The organism is Devosia indica, from assembly GCF_003056405.1.
Lineage (GTDB): Bacteria > Pseudomonadota > Alphaproteobacteria > Rhizobiales > Devosiaceae > Devosia > Devosia indica.
The window spans coordinates 99,693-124,321 of record NZ_PYVZ01000008.1 but is presented as its reverse complement, the minus strand read 5'-3'; the positions used below and the strand labels follow the sequence as shown (position 1 = coordinate 124,321).

Here is a 24,629-nt window from a genome sequence, read left to right as displayed (position 1 = left end):
GGACGGCCCGGATGGGAAACTATCCGGGCCGTGCTGTTTCATTGTTCCCGCTTATCGAGCGCAGCGCGCTAGTAAAGCAGATCCGGCAGCCAGGTGATGAGCTGGGGGAAGGTGAAGAGCAGGGCGATGCCGATCAGTTGCAGGATCACGAAGGGGACCGCGCCGCGGTAGATGGCGCCGGTCGAGACCGCATTGGAGGCGACGCCGCGCAGGTAGAAAAGGGCGAAGCCGAAGGGCGGGGTGAGGAAGCTGGTCTGCAAATTGACGCCCACCATGACGCCAAGCCAGATCGGATCGACATCGAGCGCCAGCAGCACCGGTGCGGTGATCGGGATGACGATGAAGATGATCTCGAACGTGTCGAGGATGAAGCCGAGCAGGAACATGATCAGCATGACAATGATCATGGCGCCGATGGCACCGCCGGGCATGGAGGAGAGGAATTCGTGCACCAGATTGTCGCCGCCCATCATGCGGAAGACGATGGAAAACACCGCCGCACCAAACAGGATGATGAACACCATCGAGGTGATGGTGGCGGTGGAGATCACCGCCTGACGCAAAATGGAGAAATCGATGCGGCGGCGCAGCACGGCCAGCAGCATGGCGCCGACCGAGCCAACCGAGGCGGCCTCGGTGGGTGTGGCGATGCCGCCCAGGATCGAGCCGAGCACGGCCACGATGAGCAGCAGCGGCGGTACCAGGGCGACGAAGACTTCGCGCATCAGCCCGGCTTTTTCATCCTCGGGAACCGGGGTTGCGGGGCAGGACTTGGGATCGGTGATGGCCTTGAAAATCATGTAGGCGGCGTAGAGTCCAACCAGCAGCAGACCGGGCAGGATGGCGCCGGCAAACAGCGCACCGACCGAGACCGGCTCGGGGGCGAAATTGCCCTTTTCCATCTGCACCTGGGAATTGATGCCGGCCAGCATGTCGCCCATGAAGATGAGTACGGTAGAGGGCGGAATGATCTGCCCCAGCGTGCCAGAGGCGCAGATGACGCCGGTGGCCAGTTTCGGGTCATAGCCAGCGCGTAGCATGGCAGGCAGGGAAATCAGGCCCATGGTGACGACGGTGGCGCCGACGACGCCGGTAGAGGCGGCCAGGAGCGCGCCCACGACGATGACCGACAGGCCCAGCCCGCCGCGCAGATTGCCAAAGAGCTTGCCCATGGTGAGCAGGAGCTGTTCGGCAATACCGGAGCGTTCGAGCACGACACCCATGAAGATGAAGAGCGGCACGGCGACCAGCACTTCATTGGTCATCAGCCCGATATAGCGCCCGGCCAGCGAGCCATAGTTGGAGGGGTCATAGACGCCCAGCCACCAGCCGACCAGGCCGAAGATCAGCGCGGTGCCGGCCAGCGAGAAGGCCACCGGAAAGCCCAGCATGAGCACGCCGATGACACCAAAGAACATGATGGCGGAAAGGATCTCGCCAAGCAGCACGGGATCCATCAGGCGATCTCTCCAGTATGTGGGGTGTCATCGTTCTGCTGCTCATAGCGCAGATGCTGGGGCAGGAGCTCTTCCTTGCCGGCCAGCACCAGAATGGCGCGGGCAGCCATGGCCAGGCCCTGCAGGCCGACCAGAATGGCAAAGAGCAGGATGAAGCTTTTCAGGACAAACAGGCCAGGCATGCCGCCAATGTTGGCCGAACCTTCCATAAAGCCCCAGGAGCGGGCGACGGCGGTAAAGGTGTAGGTCCAGACGACATAGACATAGGGGAGCAGGAACAGCAGCACGCCGATCAGATCGGCAATGGCTTTGCGGCGGACTGAAGCGGGACGGTAGAACACATCAACCCGCACATGGTCGTTGCGCAGCAAGGCAAAGCCGGCCACGCCGGTGAACATGGCGCCGCCGAGCCAGACATAGAGGTCCTGCATCCACAGGGTCGAGGTGTTGAACACATAGCGCTGCACGACCACGGTGAAGCACACCAGCACGCAGGCCAAGGCCAGCCAGGACAATATCTGCCCCACAAGCCAATTGATGGCGCTGATCATCCGGACCAGCACGGCGAGCGCTTGCATGTGAATGCGCCTCCCCAGAGTTCAAAAAGCCGCGCTGTTCCGCGCTTATTCCCGGAACCGATTGAGCATTATCCGTTCGGTGGGTCAACGTGATTGTGGCGGAAATGCGGGAGTTTGCCGTATCTGGCTGGTGACATCTGATACGAAAGTGGTAAGCAGCGGCCCAATGCCTGTGCTTGGGAGGAATGCATGTTCGTTGTCGGTGGCGAAAGCCTGATCGATCTGGTGCCGGTCTCGGCCGAGCCGGGCGCGGAGCGGGTGGCGCATGCGGGCGGATCACCGTTCAACTGTGCCATTGCCCTGTCCAAGCTGGGCAACCAGACCGGGTTTCTGTGCCCGATCAGCCAGGACGAATATGGCGATGTGCTGCTGGCGCCGCTGGCCGAAGCAGGGGTTTCAGTGCTGCTGGAGGGGCGTGTCGAAGCGCCGACCACCAGGGCAATCGTCAGCTTCAACGCCAAGATGCAGGCCAGCTATGTATTTGAACGCGGCGCCGACCGGGCCTTTACCCGGAACAGCCTGCTGGCGGCGCTGCCCGAACAGGTGGACCTCTACCAGATCGGCGGCTTCTGTCCGATCCTGGAAGAGGACGCAGTCGTGTGGGCCGATGTCGTCGATGCGGCTGCAGAGCGGGGCGCAACAATCTCCATCGACATCAATGTGCGCGACAAGCTGATCGCGGACGAGGCCGGCTACCGGGCGCGGCTGAGCCAATTTCTCGACAAGGCGCATCTGGTCAAGCTTTCGGACGAGGATCACGCCTGGCTCGAGCCGGGCAGGAGCGTGGAGGACCACGCCGCCGCGTTGCTTGCGCGGCCGCATTGCGAACTGGTCGTGGTGACAATGGGCGAAGAAGGCTCGCGGGCGTTTTCGCGTGCGTCCAATGCGGCCGCGCCAATCTACGCACCCGAAGTGTTTGGCGATACGGTCGGTGCCGGGGACAGCCTGATGGCCGGCATCCTGACCTGGCTGGAGGAGGCCGGTGCCCTCAAGCCAGGCGCGCTGGCCGCGCTCGATGCATCGCAACTGCAAGCCATGCTGCGGTTCGGCGCCGTGGTCGCAGGCATCAATTGCAGCCGGATCGGCTGCCAGCCGCCCAGCCGGGCGGAGGTAAATGCGGTGCTTGCGGCCTGATCACGGGCTGTTCAACGCGATGCTGTAACTTTGTGCCCGGCGCCCCCGTATAGTCTCTCGACGAGAGCGGAATGGGAGTGCGGCTTTGCTCGATCTGGTTCTGGCATTTGCAGCGGGGCTGCTGACGCTGATCAATCCGTGCGTGTTGCCCTTGCTGCCGCTGATCGGCGCCAGCGCTCTGGCGCGGCACCGGCTGGCCCCATTGGCGATGGCCGGCGGCATGGCTGTGAGTTTTACCGTGGCCGGATTGGGCGCCTTTGCGCTGACCCGTGCGCTGGGCCTGCCGCAGGACGTCATCGCTCTGGGGGCAGGCTGGGCCATGCTGGGTTTCGGCCTGGTCATGCTGACCCCACCCCTGCAAACCCAATTTTCCCGCCTTGCCGGGGCTACGGCCAGCGGCAGCACGCGCCTGCTCGGCCAGGTCGAGGGGCGCGGGCTCTGGGGTGAGGCTGCGGCCGGTGCACTTTTGGGCCTGGCCTGGTCACCCTGTATCGGCCCGACGCTGGGTGGCGCCATCGGGCTGGCCGCCCAGGGTGAGGACCTGTTTTATGCCGGGCTAATCATGGCGTTCTTCGCGCTGGGTGCCGCGAGCATCGTGCTGGGCCTGGCCTATGGTACCCGCGCCGCGCTATCCGGGCGCCGTGCGTTGCTGATGCAGTTCGCGCCGCATGCCAAGACGGCGCTGGGCGTGGGCCTGGCAGTGGTGGGCCTGGCGATCATTTTCCGTATCGACCGTTTGCTGGAAGCCTGGGCGCTGGGCGTGTTGCCGGCCTGGCTGGTCGATCTGTCCGTGAGCATCTGAGGAGAAAATAGCATGATCACACGCCGACACCTATTGGCCGGGCTGGCCGGCATCAGCGTTGCGAGCCTTGTGGCTGGTGCCGCAGGAGCGCTGGAGTTCATCGACTATACCGGGGCCGAACTTGAGGGTCTTGCCGGCAGCGGTGCGCCGTATCTGATCAATTTCCATGCAAGCTGGTGCCCGACCTGCGCGGCCCAGCAACGGGTGCTCGACGCCTTGCAGGGCGAAAGCGCGGCCTATGCGGCTATCCCCATCCTGCGGGTCGACTGGGACAATTATGGCAATAGCGAACTGGCCCGGAACCTGGCCATTCCGCGCCGTTCGACCCTGGTGCTGATGCGGGGCACCAGCGAGTTGGGGCGGCTGGTGGCCGAAACACGCAAGGACCGGATTGCCGGGCTGCTCGATCTCGCAGCCTCTTGATTGACGCACCGATTGCGCGCTGCAAATGGTTCTGGTCTGATCCGGCCAGCGGATAGCAGCGGGGACGGGCATGAGAAAACGGTGGTGGGCGGCGATCGCTGTTGCGGTCATCGGAGTTGGCACTGGAGCCTTTCTGCTCAAGCCGGTGGCCGGGCCGGCACGCGAGCTGGACCTGGTCGGGGATGTGGCGCGCGGCGACTATCTCATCCGGCTGGGCGGCTGCGTTGCCTGCCATACCAACCACCAGGCCGGTACCGGATTTCTGGCCGGCGGATTTGGGCTGGAAACGCCGTTCGGCACCTTTGTGCCGCCCAATATCACCTCCCATCCCGAGGCCGGGATTGGCGACTGGACCCTGGCAGAGTTTGCCGACGCCATGAGCAATGGCATGGGCCCGGAAGGGCACCTCTACCCCGCCTTTCCCTACGAAAACTATACGCTGATGAGCGACCAGGAGATCGCCGATCTCTATGCCGCTTTGATGGCCACCGAGCCGGTCGCCACGCCTGCCGCCCCAAGCCAGATCCCGTTTCCGTTCAATATCCGTCTGGCCATGGCCGGATGGCAGAACCTGTTCTTTTCTCCCAACCGCTTCGAGCCTGAAGAGGGGCAGTCCGAAATCTACAATCGGGGCAAGTATCTCGCATTTGGGCCGGCCCATTGCGTGGCCTGTCACTGACCCCGCAATGCCCTCGGCGCGCTGGAGTGGGACAAGGCGCTGACCGGCTCGCCCGGCGGCACCGGAGGCCGGGCGCCGGCCATTACCGCTGATGCGCTGGTGGCGGAGGGCTATGACGTTGCAACCCTGGTGCAGACGCTCAAGGACGGGTTCACGCCGGGTTTCGATGTGCTGGGCGGCTCCATGGGCGAGGTGATCAGCGATTCCACATCGCACTGGACTGATGAGGACCTGACAGCTCTGGCGACCTATCTGCTGGCGGAATAGTCAAGCCCCGGCACGGATCGCGAGGGCCTCGCCCAAAGTCATCTCCGTATGATGTTCCCATTCCGCGCTGGGGTCGGGGAAGTCGAGACGGAAGTGGCCGCCGCGGCTTTCGGTGCGCTTCAGCGCGGCCGCAGCGACCAGCGTGGCCGAGGTCGTCATGTTGAGAAAGGCGCTGGTGACCTGCTCAGCCGTCGCCTCGAGATGGGCGATCTGCCGGAGGGCGGCCCTGAGGCCTGCTTCATCGCGCTCTACGCCCACCAGGTCGCCCATGATGCGGCGCAACTCCTGCACCGCGATCGTGTTGCGTAGCACTTCCTCGGCCCTGTTGCCTTCCGCCTCGTTCCATTCGATGCCGTCAAAGGGGGTCAGTTCGCGCGCCGGCTCGAGCCCGCCAATGTCCTCGGCAATGCGGGCACCAAACACCACGGCCTCAAGCAGGGAGTTCGAGGCCAGGCGATTGGCGCCGTGCAGGCCCGTGCAACTGGCTTCGCCGCAGACCCAGAGGCCGGGCAGGGACGAGCGGCCGCGTTCATCCACCTTGACGCCGCCCATATGGAAATGGGCCGCCGGGGTGACCGGGATCATGCCATTGACCGGGTCGATGCCGGCATCGTGGCAATATTTCGAAACGGTGGGGAAGCGGGTGAGGATTTCGGCGCCGAGGACTTGCCTTGTGTCGAGAAACACCCGGCGGCCGGACTGGATCTGGCGGAAATTGGCACGGGCAACGATGTCGCGCGGGGCCAGTTCTGCTTCGGGATGGATGGCGGGCATGAAACGCTCGCCCAGATCGTTGACCAGGATGGCCCCTTCGCCGCGCAGGGCCTCGGTGGCGAGTGGCGCCGGATCGGCCCCGGTGGCGATGGCGGTGGGATGGAACTGGACGAATTCGGGGTCGGCGATGATGGCGCCGGCGCGAGCCGCCATGCCCATGGCGTGGCCGCGCACGCCGGGCGGATTGGTGGTGACGGCATAGAGCCCGCCCAGGCCGCCAGCGGCCAGGATCGTGGCGCGGGCGCGGATATAGATGGGCTCGGAGTAGCGGTCGCCCAGGCGCCGGCAATAGACGCCGACAATGCGGCCATTGTCGCGGGCCAGGCTGAGGGCGGTGATGCCCTCAACGACGCGAATGGACGGGGTGCGCCTGACCTCGGCGATGATGGCCTGCATAATGGCCCAGCCGGCCCGATCACCCTCGACCTTGACGATGCGATTGGCCGAATGGGCCGCCTCCCGGCCCAGTTCGAAATTGCCGAAATCATCGCGGTCGAAGGGCGTGCCCCAGCGGGCAAGGTCTTCAATACGGGCCACGGCCTCGGCGGTGACCCCTTCAGCGGTGCCGTGATCGACAATGCCTGCGCCGGCCATTTCGGTGTCCTGGGCATGGGCATGGGGGCTGTCACCTTCGCCCATGGCCGCGGCGACACCACCCTGTGCCCAGGCTGACGACGCGCCCATGCCGAGTGGCTTGGGCGAGAGCACGGTGACCGGGCGCGGCGCCAGCTTGAGCGCGGTAAACAGGCCCGCCAGGCCGGCGCCGACGATCAGGGCGCCATCGGCATCAAGCGTATTGTCGAAAATGGTCATGCTGTCCCCCAATTCCCGAGTGAGGGCCATAGCCTTCCTGCGGTCCGGCCACAAGCTAAGCCTTGGCACGGCAGACCGCACGCTCCGCAAAAACTCCCTCAAGCACTTGCAGACCGATCGATCGGTCAGTATATTGGTGACAAGCAGGAGTGATTGCATGAGCAGGACAAACAAGCGGCAGGACATCGTCGAGGCGGCGATCGGACTGTTGGCGGAAGGCGGCGGGGAAGCGCTGACGGCATCGGCACTGGCCGAGCGGGCGGGGGTCAGCAAGGCCAATGTGTTTCATCATTTCGCCCGGCTCGACGACATCGTGCTCGAGGCCTTCGAAGCCTTTCTCATGGCCATGCCCAGCATGCAACCGGCGCCCGACATGACACTGCCGGACTGGCTGATGGCGCTGGGTGCCGATACGACGGCCAGCATGGATGCCGACCCGGCCTTGTCGGGCGCCTATTTCGGTTTTGTGGCCAAGGCCCGGACCGATGCGCAGTTGCGGGAAAAGCTGGCCGAGATGGCCTTGCGGGTCAGGGCGCAATTTGAAGCAGCCCTGTCAGCGCTGGCGCCAGACCGGGTTTCAGAAGCTGATCGGCAGGCCCTGGCCGCGTTGATCCTGGTCACCGGAGACGGGCTTGCGCTGCACCGGCATCTGTTCCCCGACCAGGCCGCAAGCCAGGCGGTGGCCTGGGCGCGATTTGTGGAGATGATCTGCGCCAAGGAGGCCCGGCCATGAAAGCGATCATATCGGGCGCGGGTATTGCTGGATTGTCTGGAGCATTGGCGCTGCAGCGCGCCGGCTGGTCGGTGACACTGCTTGAAAAGGCGACCGGGCTGCGGGATGGCGGCTATATGCTGGACTTTTATGGGCCGGGGTTCGAGGCAGCGGCTGATCTGGGGGTTATCGGCGCGCTGGAAGCCAGGGCGCGTGGGGTCGGGCGGATCGATTTTGTCGACCAGCAGGGCCGCACCGGATCATCGATGGACTATCGCCAGATCAGCCGGGCCACGCAGGGCAAGCTGTTTCCCATTCTGCGCGGCGATATCGAGCGGGCGCTGCATGATGCGCTGCCCGAGACAGTCGAGATCCGCTATGGCACAAGCATCGCCAAAATCGACAACCGGGCCGATGGCGTGACGCTGACGCTGGAGGATGGTGCGGTCCTTAGTGCAGACCTGCTGGTGGGGGCCGATGGCATTCATTCGCACACACGCAGCCTGGTCTTTGGCGCCGAAGACCCTTTCATCCGCCCATTGGGCTATCACACCGCCGCCTATTTCTTTGAGAGTGCCAAGGTCGCGGCGGCGCTGGGCGGGGACTTCAAGATGATGGCGATCAGGGAGCGGCTGGTCGGGCTCTATGAGGTCGAACCCAACCAGATCATGGCGTTTTTCGTGCTGCGTGCCGATACGCAGGAGCGGCCCCGTGATCCTGCGCCGATCCTGCACCAGGCCTTTGACGATCTGGGCTGGGTGGTGCCGGAGGTGCTGGCGAAGATGCCTGAACCGGGCGAGATCTATTACGATGTGGTGGCACAAATCGCCATGCCGCGCTGGCACGACAAGCGCGTGGTGCTGATTGGCGATGCGGCCCATGCCGTTTCGCTGATGGCCGGGCAGGGCGCATCGCTGGCCATTGCCGGCGGCCGGGCGCTGGGGCAGGCGATGACCGGGGAGAGCGATATCGATGCGGCGCTCGAGCGGTTCGAGACGCAGTTGCGGCCATTGGTGCTGGACAAGCAGCAGGCCGGGCGGCGCATGGCCGACTGGTTCGTCCCGAAAAGCAACCGGCATGTCTGGCTGCGCGACCTGACGGTCAATGTGATGAACTGGCCGCCTCTGGCGGGGCTGATCGGGCGCTATTTTGCGGTCAGCCCGAAGGGGTTTTCACTAAGATAACCCCCACCCGGCTTTGCTATGGCCCTGCGGGCGAGGCGCCGCTACCTCCCCCTCAACAGGGGGAGGTGAGGAGGGATGGTGTCAGGCGGAGTAGGCCTTGACGTTCTGGGTCTGCTCGCCCAGCCCCTCGATGCCCAGGCGCATGACATTGCCGGGCTGGAGCCAGACCGGCTCGGGCTTGATGCCCATGCCGACGCCCGGCGGGGTGCCGGTGGTGATGATGTCGCCCGGCTGCAGGCTCATGAACTGGGAGACATAGGAGACCACATTGGCAACGCCGAAGATCATGGTCCTTGTCGAGCCGTCCTGATAGCGCTTGCCATCGACTTCGAGCCACATCTTGAGGTTCTGCGGATCGGCGACCTCATCTTTGGTGACGAGCCAGGGCCCAATGGGGCCAAAGGTATCGGCGCCCTTGCCCTTGTCCCAGGTGCCGCCGCGCTCGGTCTGGAAATGGCGCTCGGAGACGTCATTGCAGACGCAATAGCCGGCGACGTGCTCCATGGCATCGGCCTCATCGACATAGCGGGCTTCCTTGCCGATGACGACGGCCAGTTCAACCTCCCAGTCGGGCTTGATGGCATTCCTGGGAATGATGACATCGTCATTAGGACCGATAATGGCGCTGGTGGCCTTCATGAAGATAATCGGCTCTTCAGGGATCTTGGCGCCGGTCTCGGCGGCATGGTCGGCATAGTTCAGCCCGATGCAGATGAATTTTCCAACGTTCGCCACGCAGGGGCCGATGCGCTCGTCAGAAGAGAGCGTGGGCAGTGAATCGAGGTCCGTGTTGGCAATGATCGCCAGACCCTCGGGGAGCAGCGTTGCCCCACCAATATCCGCCACGACCCCGGTCAGATCGCGGATCGAACCGTCTGCGGCGAGAATGGCGGGCTTTTCAGCGCCCTTGGCGCCGACGCGAAGCAGTTTCATGGCGGGGTCCTCCAAATGATGGGTCGGCCTATAGAGCTAACATGTTAGTCTGTCGAGGGCGGCCAGGGTCGAATCCGTCAGCCTTGCGGGCGAATGACGCCCTTCTTGAGAATGATATTGCCATAGAGCCGGGTTTCGCCGCTCTGGATGACGGCCGCCGCCTTCTTGGCGCGGTCGTAAAAGGCGAAGCGCTCGATCTTGGCGTAGCGCTTCTCCGGCTCATGCCGGGCAATAATGGCTTCGAACTCGTCGTCGATGGGCTGGCGGGCGGTCGGGTCGCCCACCACTTCCATGCCGATTGCGGTTTCTTCCACGAACTGGTCGAGCGGCAGCAGGGTCAGCACTGCGTCGAGCATGTCGGTGGCCGAAATGCCATCGGCGCGGATGACCATGGGTCCGAGGAATTCGGCCGGGAAATTGGCGTCGGCAATGACGATTTCGTCGCCATGGCCCATGGCGCGCAGGGTCGAGAGCAGTTCGGGGCCAAGCAGGGCAGGGATGAGTTTGAGCATGGAATAGGCGTCTCGCGGCTAGCCGAAGGGGAAGTCGTTGTCTTCGGTGGTAAATTCGGCGCCGTCGGCAAACAGCGCAGGCTGCTCCTGGGCGAAGGCAAACAGTTCGATCATCACCGCGTCGATATGGGCACGAATGGCGGCAATGGCCTGGGGGGCATCGGCGGCCAGAATGCCGTCGAAAATCGCCTGATGCTCGGCAATGGTGTGGTTGAGGCGGCGCGGCGTGATGATCAGGCGCCGGGCGCGGTCGAGATTGGCGCGGGCCTTGTCGATGATCGACTTGACCTTGGTCAACCGCATGGAGCGGAAGATGATATCGTGAAACTCGACATCGATCTGGTGGAAGGTTTCCGCGTCGTCGCGCGAGGCCGCATCGCGCTGGGCTGCCATATTGGCGTGCAGCGCCGCGATCACCTCGGTGTCGTGCTTGCCGATCAGGACGCGCAAAGCCTCGCTTTCAAGGCCCTTGCGGATGAGCATGTATTCACGGACGTCGGCAATCTTGACCAGCGAGACGGTTGAGCCGCGCTGTGGCGCGATATCGACCAACCCTTCATCGGCCAGCCGGGCCAGCGCTTCGCTGACCGGGAATCGCGAGACGCCCAACTGGCTGCAAATGGCGGATTTGTCCAGCATGGTGCCGGGTGGCAGAGCCAGGGTGACAATGGCCTGGCGCAGGGCATTGGTCACGTCCAGCGTAACCGTGCCGCGCGAGAAATCGCCTGCTTGCCCAAGAAATTGGTAGGGACTGGCTTCCGTTTTCATGCTAACATGTTAGTTAGTGATGTCTTGAATGACAATGCCGGACCTCTCTATTGCGGGCGCAATCTGACGAGAATATCCGCCGGCGTAAAGCGCTGAGAACCGACTGCCAAAGGCCCCCTGTCGATGAATGATCAAGTGACGCAGCCGCAAGGCAAGACCCTGGTGCTGAACGCTGCCGACAATATTGCGGTGGCGCTGGCCAATCTTGAGGTGGGCACCGATACGCCCGAGGGTGTCGCCATCATCCGCCGGGTGCCGCGCGGGCACAAATTTGCCACGCGCCCGATTGCGGCAGGCGAGGCGGTTGTGAAATTCGGGCAGATCATCGGCTTTGCCAAGGAGGGTATTGCACCGGGCGACTGGGTGCATGAGCACAATTGCGGCATGGGCGGCCCCGATGGGTCGCTGGCCCATGATTATGCTTTTGCGGAAGGCGCGGTGCCGGTCGAGATGGTCGAAGCCAGCCAGCGGGCGACCTTTGAAGGCTTCAGGCGGGCCAATGGTTCGGTGGGGACGCGCAATTACGTGGGCATCCTGACGTCAGTGAACTGTTCGGCGACTGTTGCCAAGTTCATGGCCGAAGCGATCAACCGCTCGGGCGTGCTGGATGATTATCCCGAGATCGACGGAGTGATCCCGTTCGTGCATGGCACGGGCTGCGCCATGGACCTTTCCGGCGAAGGCTATCAGATCTTCCGGCGGACGCAGTGGGGCTACACCTCCAATCCCAATCTGGGCGCGGCGCTGCTGGTGGGCCTGGGGTGCGAAGCGTTCCAGATCGACCGGATGAAAGAGGTCTACAGTCTTTCCGAAACCGACACGTTCCAGACCATGACAATCCAGGAGATCGGCGGCACGCGCAAGATGATCGACTGGGGTGTCGAGCGCATCAAGGAAATGCTGCCGGTGGCCGCAAAGGCAAGGCGCGAAACGGTGGATGCCAGTCATCTCACCCTGGCGCTGCAATGCGGCGGATCGGACGGCTATTCGGGCATTACCGCCAATCCGGCGCTGGGCGTGGCGGTCGATACGCTGGTCAAGCAGGGCGGCACCGCCATCCTCTCGGAAACCCCGGAGGTCTATGGCGCCGAACATATGCTGACCCGCCGCGCGGTGACGCGCGAGGTGGGCGAAAAGCTGATCGAACGCATCAAGTGGTGGGAAGATTACACCCGTCGCAATGGCGGGGAGATGAACAATAATCCCTCGCCCGGCAACAAGCTGGGCGGGCTGACCACGATCCTGGAAAAATCCCTCGGCGCCACGGCCAAGGGCGGTTCGACGCCGCTGACGGCGGTCTATGAATACGCTGAAAAAGTCACTGAAAAGGGCTTCGTGTTCATGGATACGCCGGGCTTTGATCCGGTCTCGGCGACCGGGCAGGTGGCCGGCGGGGCCAATGTGCTGACCTTCACCACCGGGCGCGGCTCGGCCTATGGCTGCAAGCCGGTGCCCTCCATAAAGCTGGCCACCAATTCGGACATGTATGCCCGCATGACCGAGGACATGGACATCAATTGCGGCGATATCGTCGAGGGTGTTTCCATCGAGGCCAAGGGCCAGGAAATTTTCGAACATATCCTCAAGGTCGCCTCGGGCGAGCGCACCAAGTCCGAGGCGCTGGGCTATGGCGACAATGAATTCGTGCCCTGGCAGGTCGGCGCGGTGATGTAAGTCACCGACGTATCGCTCTTGCGCCTCCCTCCCCTTGAGGGGGAGGGAATGAGGGTGGGGTGAATGGTGACGCTGCGATGAGTAGTCACCCCTCCCAGCTTCGCTAAGGCCTGTCGGCCAAGCTTCGCTGCCCTCCCCCTCAAGGGGAGGGAGGTGATGGAGCTGATGTGTCAGGGCTCTACGAAACGCACCTTCCCGATATGGGGCAGGTTCCGGTTGCGCTGGGCGTAGTCGATGCCGTAGCCGACGACGAATTCGTCGGGGATGTCGAAGCCGATCCAGCGGGCCGGCACATCGGTCTCCCGGCGGGATGGCTTGTTGAGCAGGGCGCAGACTTCCATGCGGCGCGGGTGGCGCGTCTCGAGGATTTCGAGCACGTGCTTGAGCGTGTGGCCGGTGTCGATGATGTCTTCCACCACCAGCACGTCGCGGCCGGCAATCTCGCCGCGCAAGTCCTTGAGGATACGGACTTCCCGGCTCGATTCCATGGCGTCGCCATAGGAGGAGGCTTCGAGGAAATCCACTTCGACCGGCAGGTCGATCTCGCGCACCAGGTCAGCGATGAAGATGAACGAGCCGCGCAGCAGGCCGACGACGACGAGCTTGTCGGTGTCGCGGAAAGTCTCGGTAATTTCGGCGGCCAGTTCCTCAACGCGGGCGGCAATGGCCTTGGCTGAGATGAGCTGGTCGACGGTGTAGGGGGCTTGGGGCATGAAGGGCTCCGCGGAATCGCTTTGGCGGGACCATACCCCCACCTGCCGTGCGGGCGTAGCCCTTCCGGCCTTCGAATCTAAAATCACGCCACTGGCGTGATTTTAGATTCGGCCGTTCCGAAGTCCCCCTGATAGGGGGAGGGACCCTTCCAGTATGCGGCGGGTCCGGGCCATTCGGCCATAGGCCTCATGGCCGGGTCGCCTCAAATCGCGCCACTGGCGCGATTTGCCCTGCGGGACGGCTCTCAGCGAGGAAGATCCGTCTTGCCCATCAGGTCGAAGTCGATGGAGCGGGCGGCCTGGCGGCCTTCGCGGATGGCCCAGACGACGAGCGACTGGCCGCGGCGCATGTCACCGGCGGCATAGACGCCGGGCACCGAGGTCTTGTAGCTCATGGTGTCGGCAAACAGATTGCCACGCTTGTCGAGGTCGGCGCCCAATTCGGTCAGCATGCCTTCGGCAACCGGGCCGGCAAAGCCGATGGCAAGCAGCACCAGATCGGCCTTGATGACGAATTCCGTGCCTGGAATGGGCTGGCGCTTGCGGTCGACGCGGGCGCATTCGACGCCGGTGACATGGCCATTGGCATCGGCAAGGATTTTCATGGTGCCGGCAGAGAATTCGCGGATGGCGCCTTCGGCCTGGGAAGACGAGGTGCGCATCTTGACCGCCCAATTGGGCCAGTTGGTCAGCTTGTTCTCCAGCTCGGGCGGCATGGGGCGCACATCGAGCTGTGTCACGGCAATGGCCCCCTGGCGGAAGCTGGTGCCGACGCAGTCAGATGCGGTATCGCCGCCGCCCACGACCACGACATGCTTGCCGGCAGCGGTGAGCTGGAACTCATTGCTGACGTCCTCACCGCCGATGCGGCGGTTCTGCTGCACCAGGAACGGCATGGCGTAGTGCACGCCGGCAAACTGGTTGCCTTCGACATCGACCGGCCGCGGGCGCTCGGCGCCGCCGCAGAGCAGCACGGCATCGTGGTCGCGCTGCAGGTCCGAGAGAGGCGTGGTGACGCCCACATTGACGCCATAGTGGAAGGTGACGCCCTCGGCTTCCATCTGTTCGACACGGAAGTCGATATGCCCCTTTTCCATCTTGAAGTCGGGAATGCCATAGCGCATCAGACCGCCGGCCTTGGGCTCGCGCTCATAGACATGCACGTCATGTCCGGCGCGGGCAAGCTGCTGGGCAGCGGCCATGCCGGCCGGGCCGGAACCGATGACGGCGACGCGTCTGCCGGTCCTGGCCTTGGGCATTTGCGGCTTGACCCAGCCGGCCTTGATCGCCTTGTCGGCAATGGCCTGTTCCACCGTCTTGATGGCGACGGGCACGTCCTCGAGGTTGAGCGTGCAGGCCTCTTCGCAGGGGGCAGGGCAGATACGGCCGGTAAATTCGGGGAAATTATTGGTCGAATGGAGATTGCGCGAAGCCTCTTCCCAATCGCCATTATAGATCAGGTCATTCCAGTCCGGGATCTGGTTATGCACCGGACAACCCGTGTCGCCATGACAGAAGGGAATGCCGCAATCCATGCAGCGGGCCGCCTGATCGACCACCCGGCCTTCGGTCAGGGGAATGGTGAACTCGCCAAAATGGCGAATGCGGTCGGAGGCCGGCTCGTAGCGCGGCTCTTCACGTTCGATTTCGAGAAAGCCTGTTACCTTACCCATGGGCCTTACCTCTAGTTCTCTGCCGAAAAGGCAGGTAGTCCGAGTTGGTTTTCGCAGGCAGCGATCCAGCGCAACAGCGCGGGCCGCCCGGAGAGATCAAAACCGCCCTGCGGCGCCTGCCGCGTATAGGGCAGAAGGGCGATGTCGGCGATGGTCATGGCCTCGCCCACCAGCCAGGTCCGGTCCGTCAGGGCCTGTTCCATCAGGTCGAGGGCTTTGTTGCCCTGCATGACCAGATTGGGGTCGAGATCGGACACGGCCTGCTTATCATAGACGACGCGGGCGCGCGCCACCGCCACACTTGGCTCATGGCTGTACTGTTCCCAGAACAGCCATTCGTCCACCTTGGCAGCCTCGTAGCGGTCGGCCGGGATGAAGCGCGTATCCTGTGCCAGATAACGCAGAATGGCGTTGGACTGCGCCAGGGGCCGGCCGTCATCGAGAATGACGACGGGCACCTGACCAGCCGGATTGAGCTTGAGGAACTCCGGTGTGCCGGTTTCTCCGGAACGTGAGCGGACTTCACGCAACTCAAAAGGCAGACCGATGGCGTCGGCGATATACTTGACCTTGAGGCAGTTGCCCGACCCAAAGTTGCCGTAGATCTGCAACATCACTCCGCCGCCGCCTGTGCGCCAGAGCCGCGCTTCTTTTCCATCTCAAGGATGGCGCGGCGATATTCGACTGGCATCACCTTGACGAATTTGGGGCGCATCTCGACCCAGTTCTCCAGGATCTGCTTGGCGCGGGTCGAGCCCGTATAGTGCAGATGGTTGGAGATGAGCTGGTGCAGGCGCTCGTCGTCATGCTTGGTCATGTCGCCTGAAATGTCGACGCGGCCATGCCATTCAAGGTCGCCACCATGGTGGTGCAGCTTGCGCATGAGGTCTTCTTCCTCCTGCACCGGCTCAAGATCGACCATGGCCAGGTTACAGCGGCTGCGGAAGGTTCCGTCCTCGTCCAGCACGTAGGCGACACCGCCACTCATGCCGGCGGCAAAGTTGCGGCCGGTCTTGCCGATGACAACGACAAGGCCCCCGGTCATATATTCGCAGCCGTGATCGCCCGTGCCTTCGACCACGGCGATGGCACCCGAATTGCGTACGGCAAAGCGTTCGCCGGCCACGCCGCGGAAATAGCACTCACCCGAAATAGCGCCGTAGAGCACGGTATTGCCCACGATGATCGAGTCTTCCGGCACAATGCCGACCTTGTCCGACGGGCGGACCACGATGCGGCCACCCGACAGGCCCTTGCCGACATAGTCATTGGCGTCGCCGATCATGTCGATCGAGATGCCCTTGGACAGGAAGGCGCCAAAGGCCTGGCCGGCCGTACCCTTGAGGGTGATCGAGATGGTGTCCTCGGGCAGGCCCGCATGACCGTATTTCCGGGCCAGTGCGCCCGAAAGCATGGCGCCGGCCGAGCGGTCGCGGCTGCGGATCGGCAGTTCGATCTGCACCGGCGTGCCGTTCTCCAGGGCCGGGGTGGCCAGCTCGATCAGCTTGCGATCAAGCACGGCTTCAAGGTGATGGTTCTGCGTTTCGGTGTGATGAAGGCTGTCGCCACCCAGCGGTTCGGGCTTGTAGAACACCTTGGAGAGGTCGATGCCTTCGCTCTTCCAGTGATCCTCTGCCCGGCGCTGGTCGAGCAAGTCGGAGCGGCCGATCAACTCGTCCAGCGTCCTGGCGCCGAGCGTGGCCATCAGGCCGCGCAGCTCTTCGGCCACGAAGAAGAAATAGTTGATGACATGTTCGGGCGTGCCCTTGAAGCGCTTGCGCAGCACCGGGTCCTGGGTGGCAACGCCAACCGGACAGGTGTTGAGGTGGCACTTGCGCATCATGATGCAGCCGGCTGCAATCAGCGGGGCCGTCGAGAAGCCGAATTCGTCTGCACCCAGAATGGCGCCGATCAGCACGTCGCGGCCGGTCTTGAGACCGCCATCGACCTGCAGGCGCACGCGGCTGCGCAGGCGGTTGAGCACCAAGGTCTGGTGGGTTTCGGCCAGACCGATTTCCCAGGGACCACCGGCATGCTTGAGTGAGGTCAGCGGGGACGCACCGGTGCCGCCATCATAGCCGGAAATGGTGATATGATCGGCGCGTGCCTTGGCAACGCCGGCGGCCACCGTGCCGACACCGACTTCACTGACCAGCTTGACCGAGATATCGGCCTGCTCATTGACGTTCTTGAGATCGTAGATGAGCTGGGCCAGGTCTTCGATGGAATAGATGTCGTGGTGCGGCGGGGGCGAAATCAGGCCCACGCCCGGGGTCGAATGACGCGTCTTGGCGACGATCCAGTCGACCTTGTGGCCGGGCAATTGACCGCCTTCGCCGGGCTTGGCGCCCTGTGCGACCTTGATCTGGATCTGGTCGGAATTGACCAGATATTCGGTGGTGACGCCAAAGCGTCCCGAAGCAACCTGCTTGATGGCCGAACGCAGCGGATTGCGCGAGCCATCGGGCAGGGGCTTGTAGCGGTCGGGTTCTTCGCCGCCCTCGCCGGTATTGGACTTGCCGCCGATCTTGTTCATCGCGATGGCCAGAGTGGTATGCGCCTCGCGGCTGATCGAGCCAAAGGACATCGCGCCGGTTACGAAACGGCGGACGATATTGGCGGCCGGTTCGACCTCATCGAGTTCGACGGCAGGGCCAAGCGGCTTGATGTCGAACAGGTTGCGGATCGCCAGATAGCCATTGTCGCCCGAGTTCACATGGGCGGCAAAACTGTCATAGCGCTCCTGGGCGGTTTCGGGGCTTTCGCCGGCAGTGCGCACGGCATGCTGCAGATCTGCCACCACGTCGGGCGACCAGGCGTGCTTTTCGCCGCGGATGCGGAAGCCGTATTCGCCGCCGACATCGAGCGCCTTGCGCAGCACTGCATCATCGCCAAAGGCCGAGGCATGACGGCGCACGGTTTCCTCAGCAACCTCGGCCAGGCCAACGCCTTCGATGGAGGTTGCGGTGCCGAAGAAATACTTCTTCACAAATTCGGAATTGAGGCCGATGGCGTCGAAGATCTGGGCGCCGCAATAGGACTGGTAGGTCGAAATGCCCATCTTGGACATGACCTTGAGCAGGCCCTTCCCGACGCTCTTGATATAGCGATAGACCACTTCGTCGGCGGACACCTCGGGCGGATACTCGCCTTCGGCATGCAGCGCGGCGAGGGCCTCGAAGGCCAAATACGGGTTGATTGCCTCGGCGCCATAGCCGGCCAGCATGGCGAAATGGTGCATTTCGCGGGCTTCGCCGGTTTCCACCACCAGGCCCGAAGAGGTGCGCAGACCCTTGCGGATCAAATGGTGATGCACGGCAGCGGTCGCCAGCAGCGCGGGAATGGCGATGCGGTCGGCCGCAACCAGGCGGTCGGAGAGAATGATGATGTTATATTCACCCCGCACCGCCTCTTCGGCAATGGCGCAGATGTCGGCCAGCGCGGCTTCCATGCCAGCGGCGCCCTTGTCGGCCATATAGGTGATGTCGATGGTCTTGGTCTTGAACTGGTTGTCGCGCATGTCGCCAATGGCGCGGATCTTTTCGAGATCCTCATTGGTCAGAATGGGCTGACGCACTTCCAGGCGCTTTTCGCGGGACGAGCCTTCGAGATCGAGAATATTGGGGCGCGGGCCGATGAAGCTCACCAGAGACATGACCGATTCCTCACGGATCGGATCAATGGGCGGGTTGGTGACCTGCGCGAAGTTCTGCTTGAAATAGGTGTAGAGGAGCTTGGACTTGTTCGAGAGCGCCGAGATCGGCGTGTCGGTGCCCATCGAGCCCACGGCTTCCTGGCCGGTGGTGGCCATGGGGGCCATCAACAGCTTGAAGTCTTCCTGGGTGTAGCCAAAGGCCTGCAGGCGATCGAGCAGGCTTTCCGAGCTCTTGGGTGCCTGCGGCTCGGTGGGCGGAAGGTCCTCGAGCACGATCTGGCTGCGGGCGAGCCATTCGGCATAGGGGTTCTTGGTGGCGAGGTGCTTCTTGACCTCTTCGTCCGAGATGATGCGGCCTTCTTCGAGGTCGATCAGCAGCATGCGGCCCGGCTGCAGGCGCCAGCGCTCGACGATATCCTCATCGGGAATATCGAGCACGCCCGATTCCGAGGCCAGGACCACATGGCCTTCCTTGGTGACGAGATAGCGCGCCGGACGCAGCCCGTTGCGGTCGAGCGTGGCCACGACAAAGCGGCCGTCCGACAGCGACATGGCGGCCGGCCCATCCCAGGGTTCCATCAGGGCCGCGTGATATTCGTAGAAGGCGCGGCGCTCTTCATCCATCAGCGAGTTGCCGGCCCAGGCTTCGGGGATCAGCATCATGGCTGCGTGCGGCAGCGAATAGCCGCCGCGCACGAGGAACTCGAGCGCGTTGTCGAAGCAGGCCGTATCCGACTGCCCCTCATAAGAGATCGGCCAGATCTTGGTGATGTCATCGCCGAACTTGGGCGAGGAAACCGACGCCTGTCGCGCCGCCATCCAGTTGACGTTGCCGCGAATGGTGTTGATCTCACCATTGTGGGTGGTCATGCGATAGGGGTGGGCCAGCTTCCAGGAGGGGAAGGTATTGGTGGAAAAGCGCTGGTGCACAAGCGCGATGGCGCTTTCGAAGGCCTCGTCATGCAGGTCCGTATAGAAGGCGCCAAGCTGGTCGGCCAGGAACATGCCCTTATAGACAATGGTGCGGGCTGACATTGAAACGACATAGAAGCCGTTGTCGCTGTCGCTTTCGGGCGCGTCCTTGTAGACCGAGTTGGAGATCACCTTGCGCACGATCAGCAGCTTGCGCTCGAACTCATCGATCGAGAGGCCTTCAGGGCGCGCAATGACCATCTGTTCGATGATCGGCTGGGTGGCAATGACGCCTTCGGACAGCCGCGAATTGTCGGTTGGCACGGTGCGTTCGCCGAGCAGTTCGAGCCCTTCGGCCTCAAGGCAGCGGCGCACCACCACGGCACACTTGTCGCGCAGGGCAACATCATTGGGATAAAAGATCATCGCCACGGCGTAGTGGTGCTTTTCGGGCAGGGCGAAGGGCAGCACCTTGGCGAAGAAGGCGTGCGGTGTCTGCACCAGAATGCCGGCGCCGTCGCCCATCAGCGGGTCGGCGCCCACCGCGCCGCGATGCTCCAGGTTCTCGAGAATTTCGAGACCCTTCTGCACCACTTCGTGGCTGGGCTTGTTCTTGATGTTCGCGATCATGCCGATGCCGCAGGCATCATGCTCGTGGGCCGGATCATAAAGACCCTGGGCCTGGGGACGGCCATCGACGCGCTTGCCGTCCAGAATCAGGGTTTTGCGATTGGCTGTTTCGGTCTGGGCGGTGATGCCGGTCCGTACGTTTGCCATTGCTCAACCTCGTTCTGTTCGGGCCCTGAACTGGGGCCAATGTTTCGTCTTGCGCATCCTGCTATTGCCGACGGGGCCGGCCGGGCGGATGCATGGTTTCCTCTGGGGCGCAGTGTTCAGCCGGGTCGTACTACACGAGTACGGCTCGAATGAGCAAATTGCGTTCCTGCATGGGGAGCGGCACTGCATCCAAATGGCCGCTCATATTCGGGCTCTATCTTAGCCCCGCCTGTCCGTTTCCGCTATCGACTAGCGGTCCAGCCGGACCAGCGTGCGCGCTGGCCGCGGAGAGCGGGGCGACGCGTGAGATAGGACAGAGATGCTGCCCTAACGCCTGCACATTTGCATAATTCAAAACTAGGGGCAAGCCATTTTGCCACCAGTCCGACACAAAAAATAGGACTTGGCTGCAAAAACAATAGGAAACTGTAGGACAATAGGCCCCAAACGCATTGGGCGCCCCGTCGGGGCGCCCAATCTCTATCCGTCCGGTCTAGAAATCCTATTCGAGATGGGATTTGATGAACCACAAATTCTTGTCGAGGTCGCGCGAATAGGCGGTCAGAATATCGGCGGTGTCGGCATCGCCGGCTTCGTCGGTGGTGTCGATATCCTTGCGCACCTGGTTGGCCAGCTTGCCAAAGCGCTCGGCCAGGGCGGCAAGGTGATCGGAAACCTTCTTGATGTCGGTGGGATAGGCATCAAGGCTAGTGGTCTTGGCAACGGTCTGGCTGGTGCCATCCGGTGTGCCGTCGAGCTGGGCGATACGCTCGGCCATCACATCGACATGGCCATCAATGGCAGCCCGCATCGGATCGAGCATTTCATGCACGGCGATGAAATTGGGGCCTTTCAAATTCCAGTGAGCCTGCTTTGTGGCGAGGGCCAGATCAATGCTGTCGGCAAGGCGGGCATTGAGCACGTCGATCACCGCAGATTTGGCATTGGCCTTGAGGTCGATGCTTGGCGTTTTCATGGGGTTCCTATCCTGACGCTTGTGTTGATTGAGATGGCGCGGCGGCCTTGCCCAATCAACTGCCCAGCACGCGGAACCGTTCCAATGCCGATGGGGAGTACGCTATTCGGCTGGTGCGGGCTTTGGATCCGGCATCGTGGATGCGGCGCGCCGCGTGATGGGCAGGATCAGGATGAAGCAGACCACCGGCAGGAGCGCCAGGCCGGTCCATGTCCAGAGCGTTGCGGAAACGCCGACCTGGCCAATAGCCAGAGCCATGGCAAAGGGGGCTGTTGCCGCGGCCATCTGGCGGGCCGCAGAGATCAGCCCCTGGCGGGCCCCGTAATTGTGCTGGCCAAACAGGTGCAGCGGCAGGGAGCCGGAGACAATGCTGGTGAGCCCCGAACCCAGTCCAAAGAGCAGGGCAAAGGCCATTGCACCGGCCAGAGCGGGAGCCGAGATGGCGAGCAGCAGCAGGGCTATCGGCAGGGTCGCGGCGGCGATGATGGCCAGGGCTGTCGGGCGCAAGCGGCCGCCGAACACCATGTTGACCAGTCGCGCCAGAACCTGGGCCGGTCCAAAAATGCTTGAGATCAGCAGGACGTACGTGCCAAGGTCGAGCGCCTGCAGCAGCGGCAGCATCTGCAGGGTCACTGCTGCCAGCACCAGTCCTTGCAGGGCAAACCCGACCAGCACCAGCGGAAAAAGCCATTTGCTTTTGGGACTATCGGACGGGGGCATTGCCAGCGCCCGGGTCGTGGCGGCATCGGTCGGCGCTGTCGCGGCACGATTTGACATTCGGCCCAGCCAGAGATGCAGCGGCAGGCAAATCAGCAGGTTCATGCCGGCGAAAACCACATAGCTGCCGCGCCAGCCGATCTGGTCTTCAAACACTGCTGTTAAGGGCCAGAACAGGGTCGAGGCAAAACCGGCGATCAGGGTGAGATGGGTGATGCTGGCCTGCGCCTGCCGCCCGGCCAATTGCACCAATACAGCGAAGGCGGCGGCATAGAGCACCAAAGTGGACGCGATTTCCATGCCGCCGAGGGCCAGTGCAAAGACCGTCCCGTTTGGTGCAATGGCCATCAGAAGCAGGAAGATCGTGACCAGGATTGAGCCCAGGCTCATGGCGCGGGCGGCGCCGAACCGGTCCAGCATGCGTCCGGTCCATGGCGCCGCCAAACCGCCGATCAGCAGGGCGACAGTCAGGGCGCCGAAGATCCATTCGGGCGACAGGCCAAAACTGTCCCCGATGGCCGGGGCCAACACGCTGAAGGAATAATAGAGCGAGCCATAGCCCACGATCTGGGTGATGCCGAGCGCCCAGACGGCGGTCGCGGGGACGGGCTTGGACATGGCGATAGGGTTCGCTTTACGTGGCGGTCAGGCGCAGCAGGCGGCGGATTGGGTCGCCGGGCCGCAGCAGGCTCCCTCCGGCTGGCTGGCGCGATGACGGGGCTTGCAGATGGCGGGGCGCATTGCCAGTTCCAGCTCCATGCGGCCCTGCCCTTTCTCAACGCGGGCGATATCAAAAACCTGCATGGCTTCGCCGGGACGGCTGATTTCGATGGTGACCCGGGATGAAGGGTCCATGCTCAGGGCCTGTTCGACACGGGCAAGAATGGAAAGAAACTTGCCCACGCTCATCGTGTCGTTTCCCTCCCGGGCCGGCAGGTCTTCCACCTGCAGGACCGTTTCGGCCCACTGGTCCGGGTTGCCGCCGCAGTCGAGGGCAGAAAAATGTGCCGCCTTGATCTCGGTGACATGGTAGCCGGGCTGGATGGTTCGTCCGGCATAGTTGAAGACCAGCGGCAGGGCGGTGTGCGGCTCCAGGCGAGCGCGCAACTGGCCAAGGGTGTGGTCGGGCTGGATCATGGAGGTGACAGGCGCGTTCATTGGTTCTACCATTATCTCAATCTTTCAAGAGATATTGAAATGAGAATGGACGAAAAGCAAGCCCTTGATGCCTTTGGCGCGCTCTCGCAGGACACGCGGCTGCGCATCGTGCGGGCATTGGTGATAGCGGGTGAAGGTGGCATGGCTGCGGGGGCCATCAGCGAGGCGGTGGGGGCATCGTCCTCGCGCACCTCGTTTCACCTGGCGCATCTGGAGCGCTCCGGTCTGATTGCATCGCGCCGCGAAGCGCGCTCGATCCTCTATACGGCCAATTTCGCCGGCCTGTCCGGGCTGGTGGACTTTCTGATGCGCGATTGCTGCCAGGGGCACCCGGCCATGGTGGCCGGTGTCACCCATGCGGCCGAGGCGTGCTGCGCGCCAGACCCTGGCGCATGAAAAAAGGCGCGGCCCTTGCGGACCGCGCCTTCATCATTCCGATGGACTCGGAAAGGTCTAGTTCACGGATTTGTCCTCGATGGTGGCGGTGCCGCCATTGATCTGGATGGTGCGCGCCTTCTTGCTCTCGGGCAGTTCGCGCTTCAGTTCCAGATGCAGCAGGCCGTTCTCAAGGGTTGCGCCTTGCACCTCGACATAGTCGGCAAGCTGGAAGCGCAGCTCGAAGGCGCGCTCGGCGATGCCGCGATGGAGGAACTCACGCTTGTCCTCACCGCTCTCGGAGGGCTTGGCGCCTTTGACGACGAGGCTGTTTTCCTTGGTCTCCACGGCGATATCGCCATTGGAGAACCCGGCTACCGCAATCGAGATCCGATAGGTATCATCGCCGGTGCGCTCGATATTGTAGGGCGGATAGGTCTTGGCTTCCTGTGCGCCCAGGCTGTCGAGGCGGTTGAACAGCCGGTCAAAGCCGACAGTGGAGCGGTAGAAGGGGGAAAAATCGATGGTCTGCATTTGTCACATTCTCCTGATTGAGCAACGTGGTTGAGTGTCGACCGGTGCCTGTGGCGGCGCTCCCTTGAATAGGCGAGACCGCTTGGACAGGGCCGGTGTCCCCGGTATTCCCGGCGAACAGCATTGATGTAGGTGCGGTCAAAGCCGGTTCAAGAGCTCGGCGAGATGAACCCAAGATGAATGATCTGCTCCGCTCCGGTTCAGGTGCATTGGCCTAGAAGGGGGCATGTGAACGTAGCCGGACAGCTCCGGCAGAGGCGTTCGCAACCCTGACGGTCCCGTCAACCCGCCCCCCGCATGGGACCGCGCAGACAAGGAAAGCCAGCAGCCAGACCGGTTGCTGGCTTTTCTTTTTTCACAATGCCCGATTAAGGTCGCCGCCATAGCGGAAACGAGGGCAGGCATTGTCAGCGCAAGTTGAACCAAACG

23 protein-coding genes are annotated in these 24,629 nt (G+C 63.1%); 9 read left to right on the top strand and 14 right to left on the bottom strand.

What is annotated here, in order from left to right; translation table 11 throughout:
• Window positions 1-68: 68 nt before the first annotated feature.
• Entirely contained in the window at window positions 69-1,457 is a 1,389-nt protein-coding gene (locus tag DDE76_RS09865; protein ID WP_104893031.1) for a TRAP transporter large permease, read from the bottom strand.
• The gene (locus DDE76_RS09860) at window positions 1,457-2,035 is read right to left on the bottom strand and encodes a TRAP transporter small permease subunit (RefSeq protein WP_104893032.1); all 579 of its coding nucleotides are present in this window, start codon (window positions 2,033-2,035) and stop codon (window positions 1,457-1,459) included. The genes DDE76_RS09865 and DDE76_RS09860 overlap by 1 nt, the downstream gene beginning before the upstream one ends.
• A 189-nt stretch (window positions 2,036-2,224) precedes the next feature.
• On the opposite strand from DDE76_RS09860, the gene DDE76_RS09855 reads away from it, so the two are divergent.
• The 5 genes from DDE76_RS09855 (at window position 2,225) to DDE76_RS19545 (ending at window position 5,340) form a co-directional block, all read left to right on the top strand.
• Window positions 2,225-3,169 (top strand): carbohydrate kinase family protein, encoded by a 945-nt coding sequence (locus DDE76_RS09855; protein ID WP_104893033.1) that lies wholly within the window; start codon window positions 2,225-2,227, stop codon window positions 3,167-3,169.
• 85 nt (window positions 3,170-3,254) lie between these two features.
• Window positions 3,255-3,971: a cytochrome c biogenesis CcdA family protein gene (locus tag DDE76_RS09850; protein WP_157955742.1), complete on the top strand. Its 717-nt coding sequence runs from the start codon at window positions 3,255-3,257 to the stop codon at window positions 3,969-3,971.
• Between the two features lie 12 nt (window positions 3,972-3,983).
• A complete protein-coding gene (locus DDE76_RS09845) occupies window positions 3,984-4,394 on the top strand; it encodes a thioredoxin family protein (protein ID WP_104893035.1) in 411 nt (136 codons plus the stop codon).
• Between the two features lie 70 nt (window positions 4,395-4,464).
• Entirely contained in the window at window positions 4,465-5,073 is a 609-nt protein-coding gene (locus DDE76_RS09840; RefSeq protein ID WP_104893036.1) for a c-type cytochrome, read from the top strand.
• Window positions 5,074-5,172: 99 nt separating this feature from the next.
• The gene (locus tag DDE76_RS19545) at window positions 5,173-5,340 is read left to right on the top strand and encodes a hypothetical protein (RefSeq protein ID WP_157955741.1); all 168 of its coding nucleotides are present in this window, start codon (window positions 5,173-5,175) and stop codon (window positions 5,338-5,340) included.
• Here DDE76_RS19545 and DDE76_RS09835 read toward each other — a convergent pair whose 3' ends face one another.
• Entirely contained in the window at window positions 5,341-6,927 is a 1,587-nt protein-coding gene (locus DDE76_RS09835) for an L-aspartate oxidase (RefSeq protein ID WP_104893037.1), read from the bottom strand. It abuts the gene before it with no gap.
• 157 nt (window positions 6,928-7,084) lie between these two features.
• Between DDE76_RS09835 and DDE76_RS09830 the strand changes: the two genes are divergently transcribed.
• Window positions 7,085-7,660 carry a TetR/AcrR family transcriptional regulator gene (locus DDE76_RS09830; protein WP_158672395.1) on the top strand — a complete coding sequence of 192 codons (576 nt, stop codon included), beginning with the start codon at window positions 7,085-7,087 and terminating at the stop codon, window positions 7,658-7,660.
• Entirely contained in the window at window positions 7,657-8,823 is a 1,167-nt protein-coding gene (locus DDE76_RS09825) for an FAD-dependent monooxygenase (RefSeq protein ID WP_104893039.1), read from the top strand. Before DDE76_RS09830 ends, DDE76_RS09825 begins: the two co-directional genes overlap by 4 nt.
• Before the next feature lie 81 nt (window positions 8,824-8,904).
• Here DDE76_RS09825 and DDE76_RS09820 read toward each other — a convergent pair whose 3' ends face one another.
• The 3 genes from DDE76_RS09820 to DDE76_RS09810 all read right to left on the bottom strand — a co-directional run bounded on the left by DDE76_RS09820 (window position 8,905) and on the right by DDE76_RS09810 (window position 11,036).
• Entirely contained in the window at window positions 8,905-9,756 is an 852-nt protein-coding gene (locus DDE76_RS09820) for a fumarylacetoacetate hydrolase family protein (protein ID WP_104893040.1), read from the bottom strand.
• A 77-nt stretch (window positions 9,757-9,833) separates the two neighbouring features.
• Window positions 9,834-10,268, bottom strand: a complete 435-nt coding sequence (locus DDE76_RS09815) for an RbsD/FucU family protein (RefSeq protein WP_104893041.1) — start codon at window positions 10,266-10,268, stop codon at window positions 9,834-9,836.
• An 18-nt stretch (window positions 10,269-10,286) separates the two neighbouring features.
• Entirely contained in the window at window positions 10,287-11,036 is a 750-nt protein-coding gene (locus tag DDE76_RS09810) for a GntR family transcriptional regulator (protein ID WP_104893042.1), read from the bottom strand.
• A gap of 123 nt (window positions 11,037-11,159) precedes the next feature.
• Between DDE76_RS09810 and DDE76_RS09805 the strand changes: the two genes are divergently transcribed.
• The gene (locus tag DDE76_RS09805; RefSeq protein ID WP_104893043.1) at window positions 11,160-12,710 is read left to right on the top strand and encodes a UxaA family hydrolase; all 1,551 of its coding nucleotides are present in this window, start codon (window positions 11,160-11,162) and stop codon (window positions 12,708-12,710) included.
• Window positions 12,711-12,880: 170 nt separating this feature from the next.
• Here DDE76_RS09805 and hpt read toward each other — a convergent pair whose 3' ends face one another.
• The 7 genes from hpt to DDE76_RS09770 all read right to left on the bottom strand — a co-directional run bounded on the left by hpt (window position 12,881) and on the right by DDE76_RS09770 (window position 23,291).
• The gene (gene hpt, locus DDE76_RS09800; RefSeq protein ID WP_104893044.1) at window positions 12,881-13,423 is read right to left on the bottom strand and encodes a hypoxanthine phosphoribosyltransferase; all 543 of its coding nucleotides are present in this window, start codon (window positions 13,421-13,423) and stop codon (window positions 12,881-12,883) included.
• 245 nt (window positions 13,424-13,668) lie between these two features.
• A complete protein-coding gene (locus tag DDE76_RS09795; RefSeq protein ID WP_104893045.1) occupies window positions 13,669-15,096 on the bottom strand; it encodes a glutamate synthase subunit beta in 1,428 nt (475 codons plus the stop codon).
• 11 nt (window positions 15,097-15,107) lie between these two features.
• The gene (locus tag DDE76_RS09790; RefSeq protein ID WP_104894874.1) at window positions 15,108-15,707 is read right to left on the bottom strand and encodes a glutathione S-transferase family protein; all 600 of its coding nucleotides are present in this window, start codon (window positions 15,705-15,707) and stop codon (window positions 15,108-15,110) included.
• A gap of 2 nt (window positions 15,708-15,709) precedes the next feature.
• Window positions 15,710-20,440 carry a glutamate synthase large subunit gene (gene gltB, locus DDE76_RS09785; RefSeq protein ID WP_104893046.1) on the bottom strand — a complete coding sequence of 1,577 codons (4,731 nt, stop codon included), beginning with the start codon at window positions 20,438-20,440 and terminating at the stop codon, window positions 15,710-15,712.
• A 502-nt stretch (window positions 20,441-20,942) separates the two neighbouring features.
• Window positions 20,943-21,416, bottom strand: coding sequence for a DNA starvation/stationary phase protection protein Dps (gene dps / locus DDE76_RS09780; RefSeq protein ID WP_104893047.1), 474 nt, complete (start codon window positions 21,414-21,416; stop codon window positions 20,943-20,945).
• A 102-nt stretch (window positions 21,417-21,518) separates the two neighbouring features.
• Window positions 21,519-22,751, bottom strand: a complete 1,233-nt coding sequence (gene arsK / locus DDE76_RS09775; protein WP_104893048.1) for an arsenite efflux MFS transporter ArsK — start codon at window positions 22,749-22,751, stop codon at window positions 21,519-21,521.
• 27 nt (window positions 22,752-22,778) lie between these two features.
• Window positions 22,779-23,291 (bottom strand): DUF6428 family protein, encoded by a 513-nt coding sequence (locus DDE76_RS09770; protein WP_104893049.1) that lies wholly within the window; start codon window positions 23,289-23,291, stop codon window positions 22,779-22,781.
• 45 nt (window positions 23,292-23,336) lie between these two features.
• Here DDE76_RS09770 and DDE76_RS09765 point away from each other — a divergent pair, with 45 nt between their 5' ends.
• Complete coding sequence (locus tag DDE76_RS09765) at window positions 23,337-23,687, top strand: ArsR/SmtB family transcription factor (RefSeq protein WP_104893050.1); 351 nt, start codon at window positions 23,337-23,339, stop codon at window positions 23,685-23,687.
• 57 nt (window positions 23,688-23,744) lie between these two features.
• Here DDE76_RS09765 and DDE76_RS09760 read toward each other — a convergent pair whose 3' ends face one another.
• Window positions 23,745-24,200, bottom strand: coding sequence for an Hsp20 family protein (locus DDE76_RS09760; RefSeq protein ID WP_104893051.1), 456 nt, complete (start codon window positions 24,198-24,200; stop codon window positions 23,745-23,747).
• Between the last annotated feature and the right edge of the window lie 429 nt (window positions 24,201-24,629).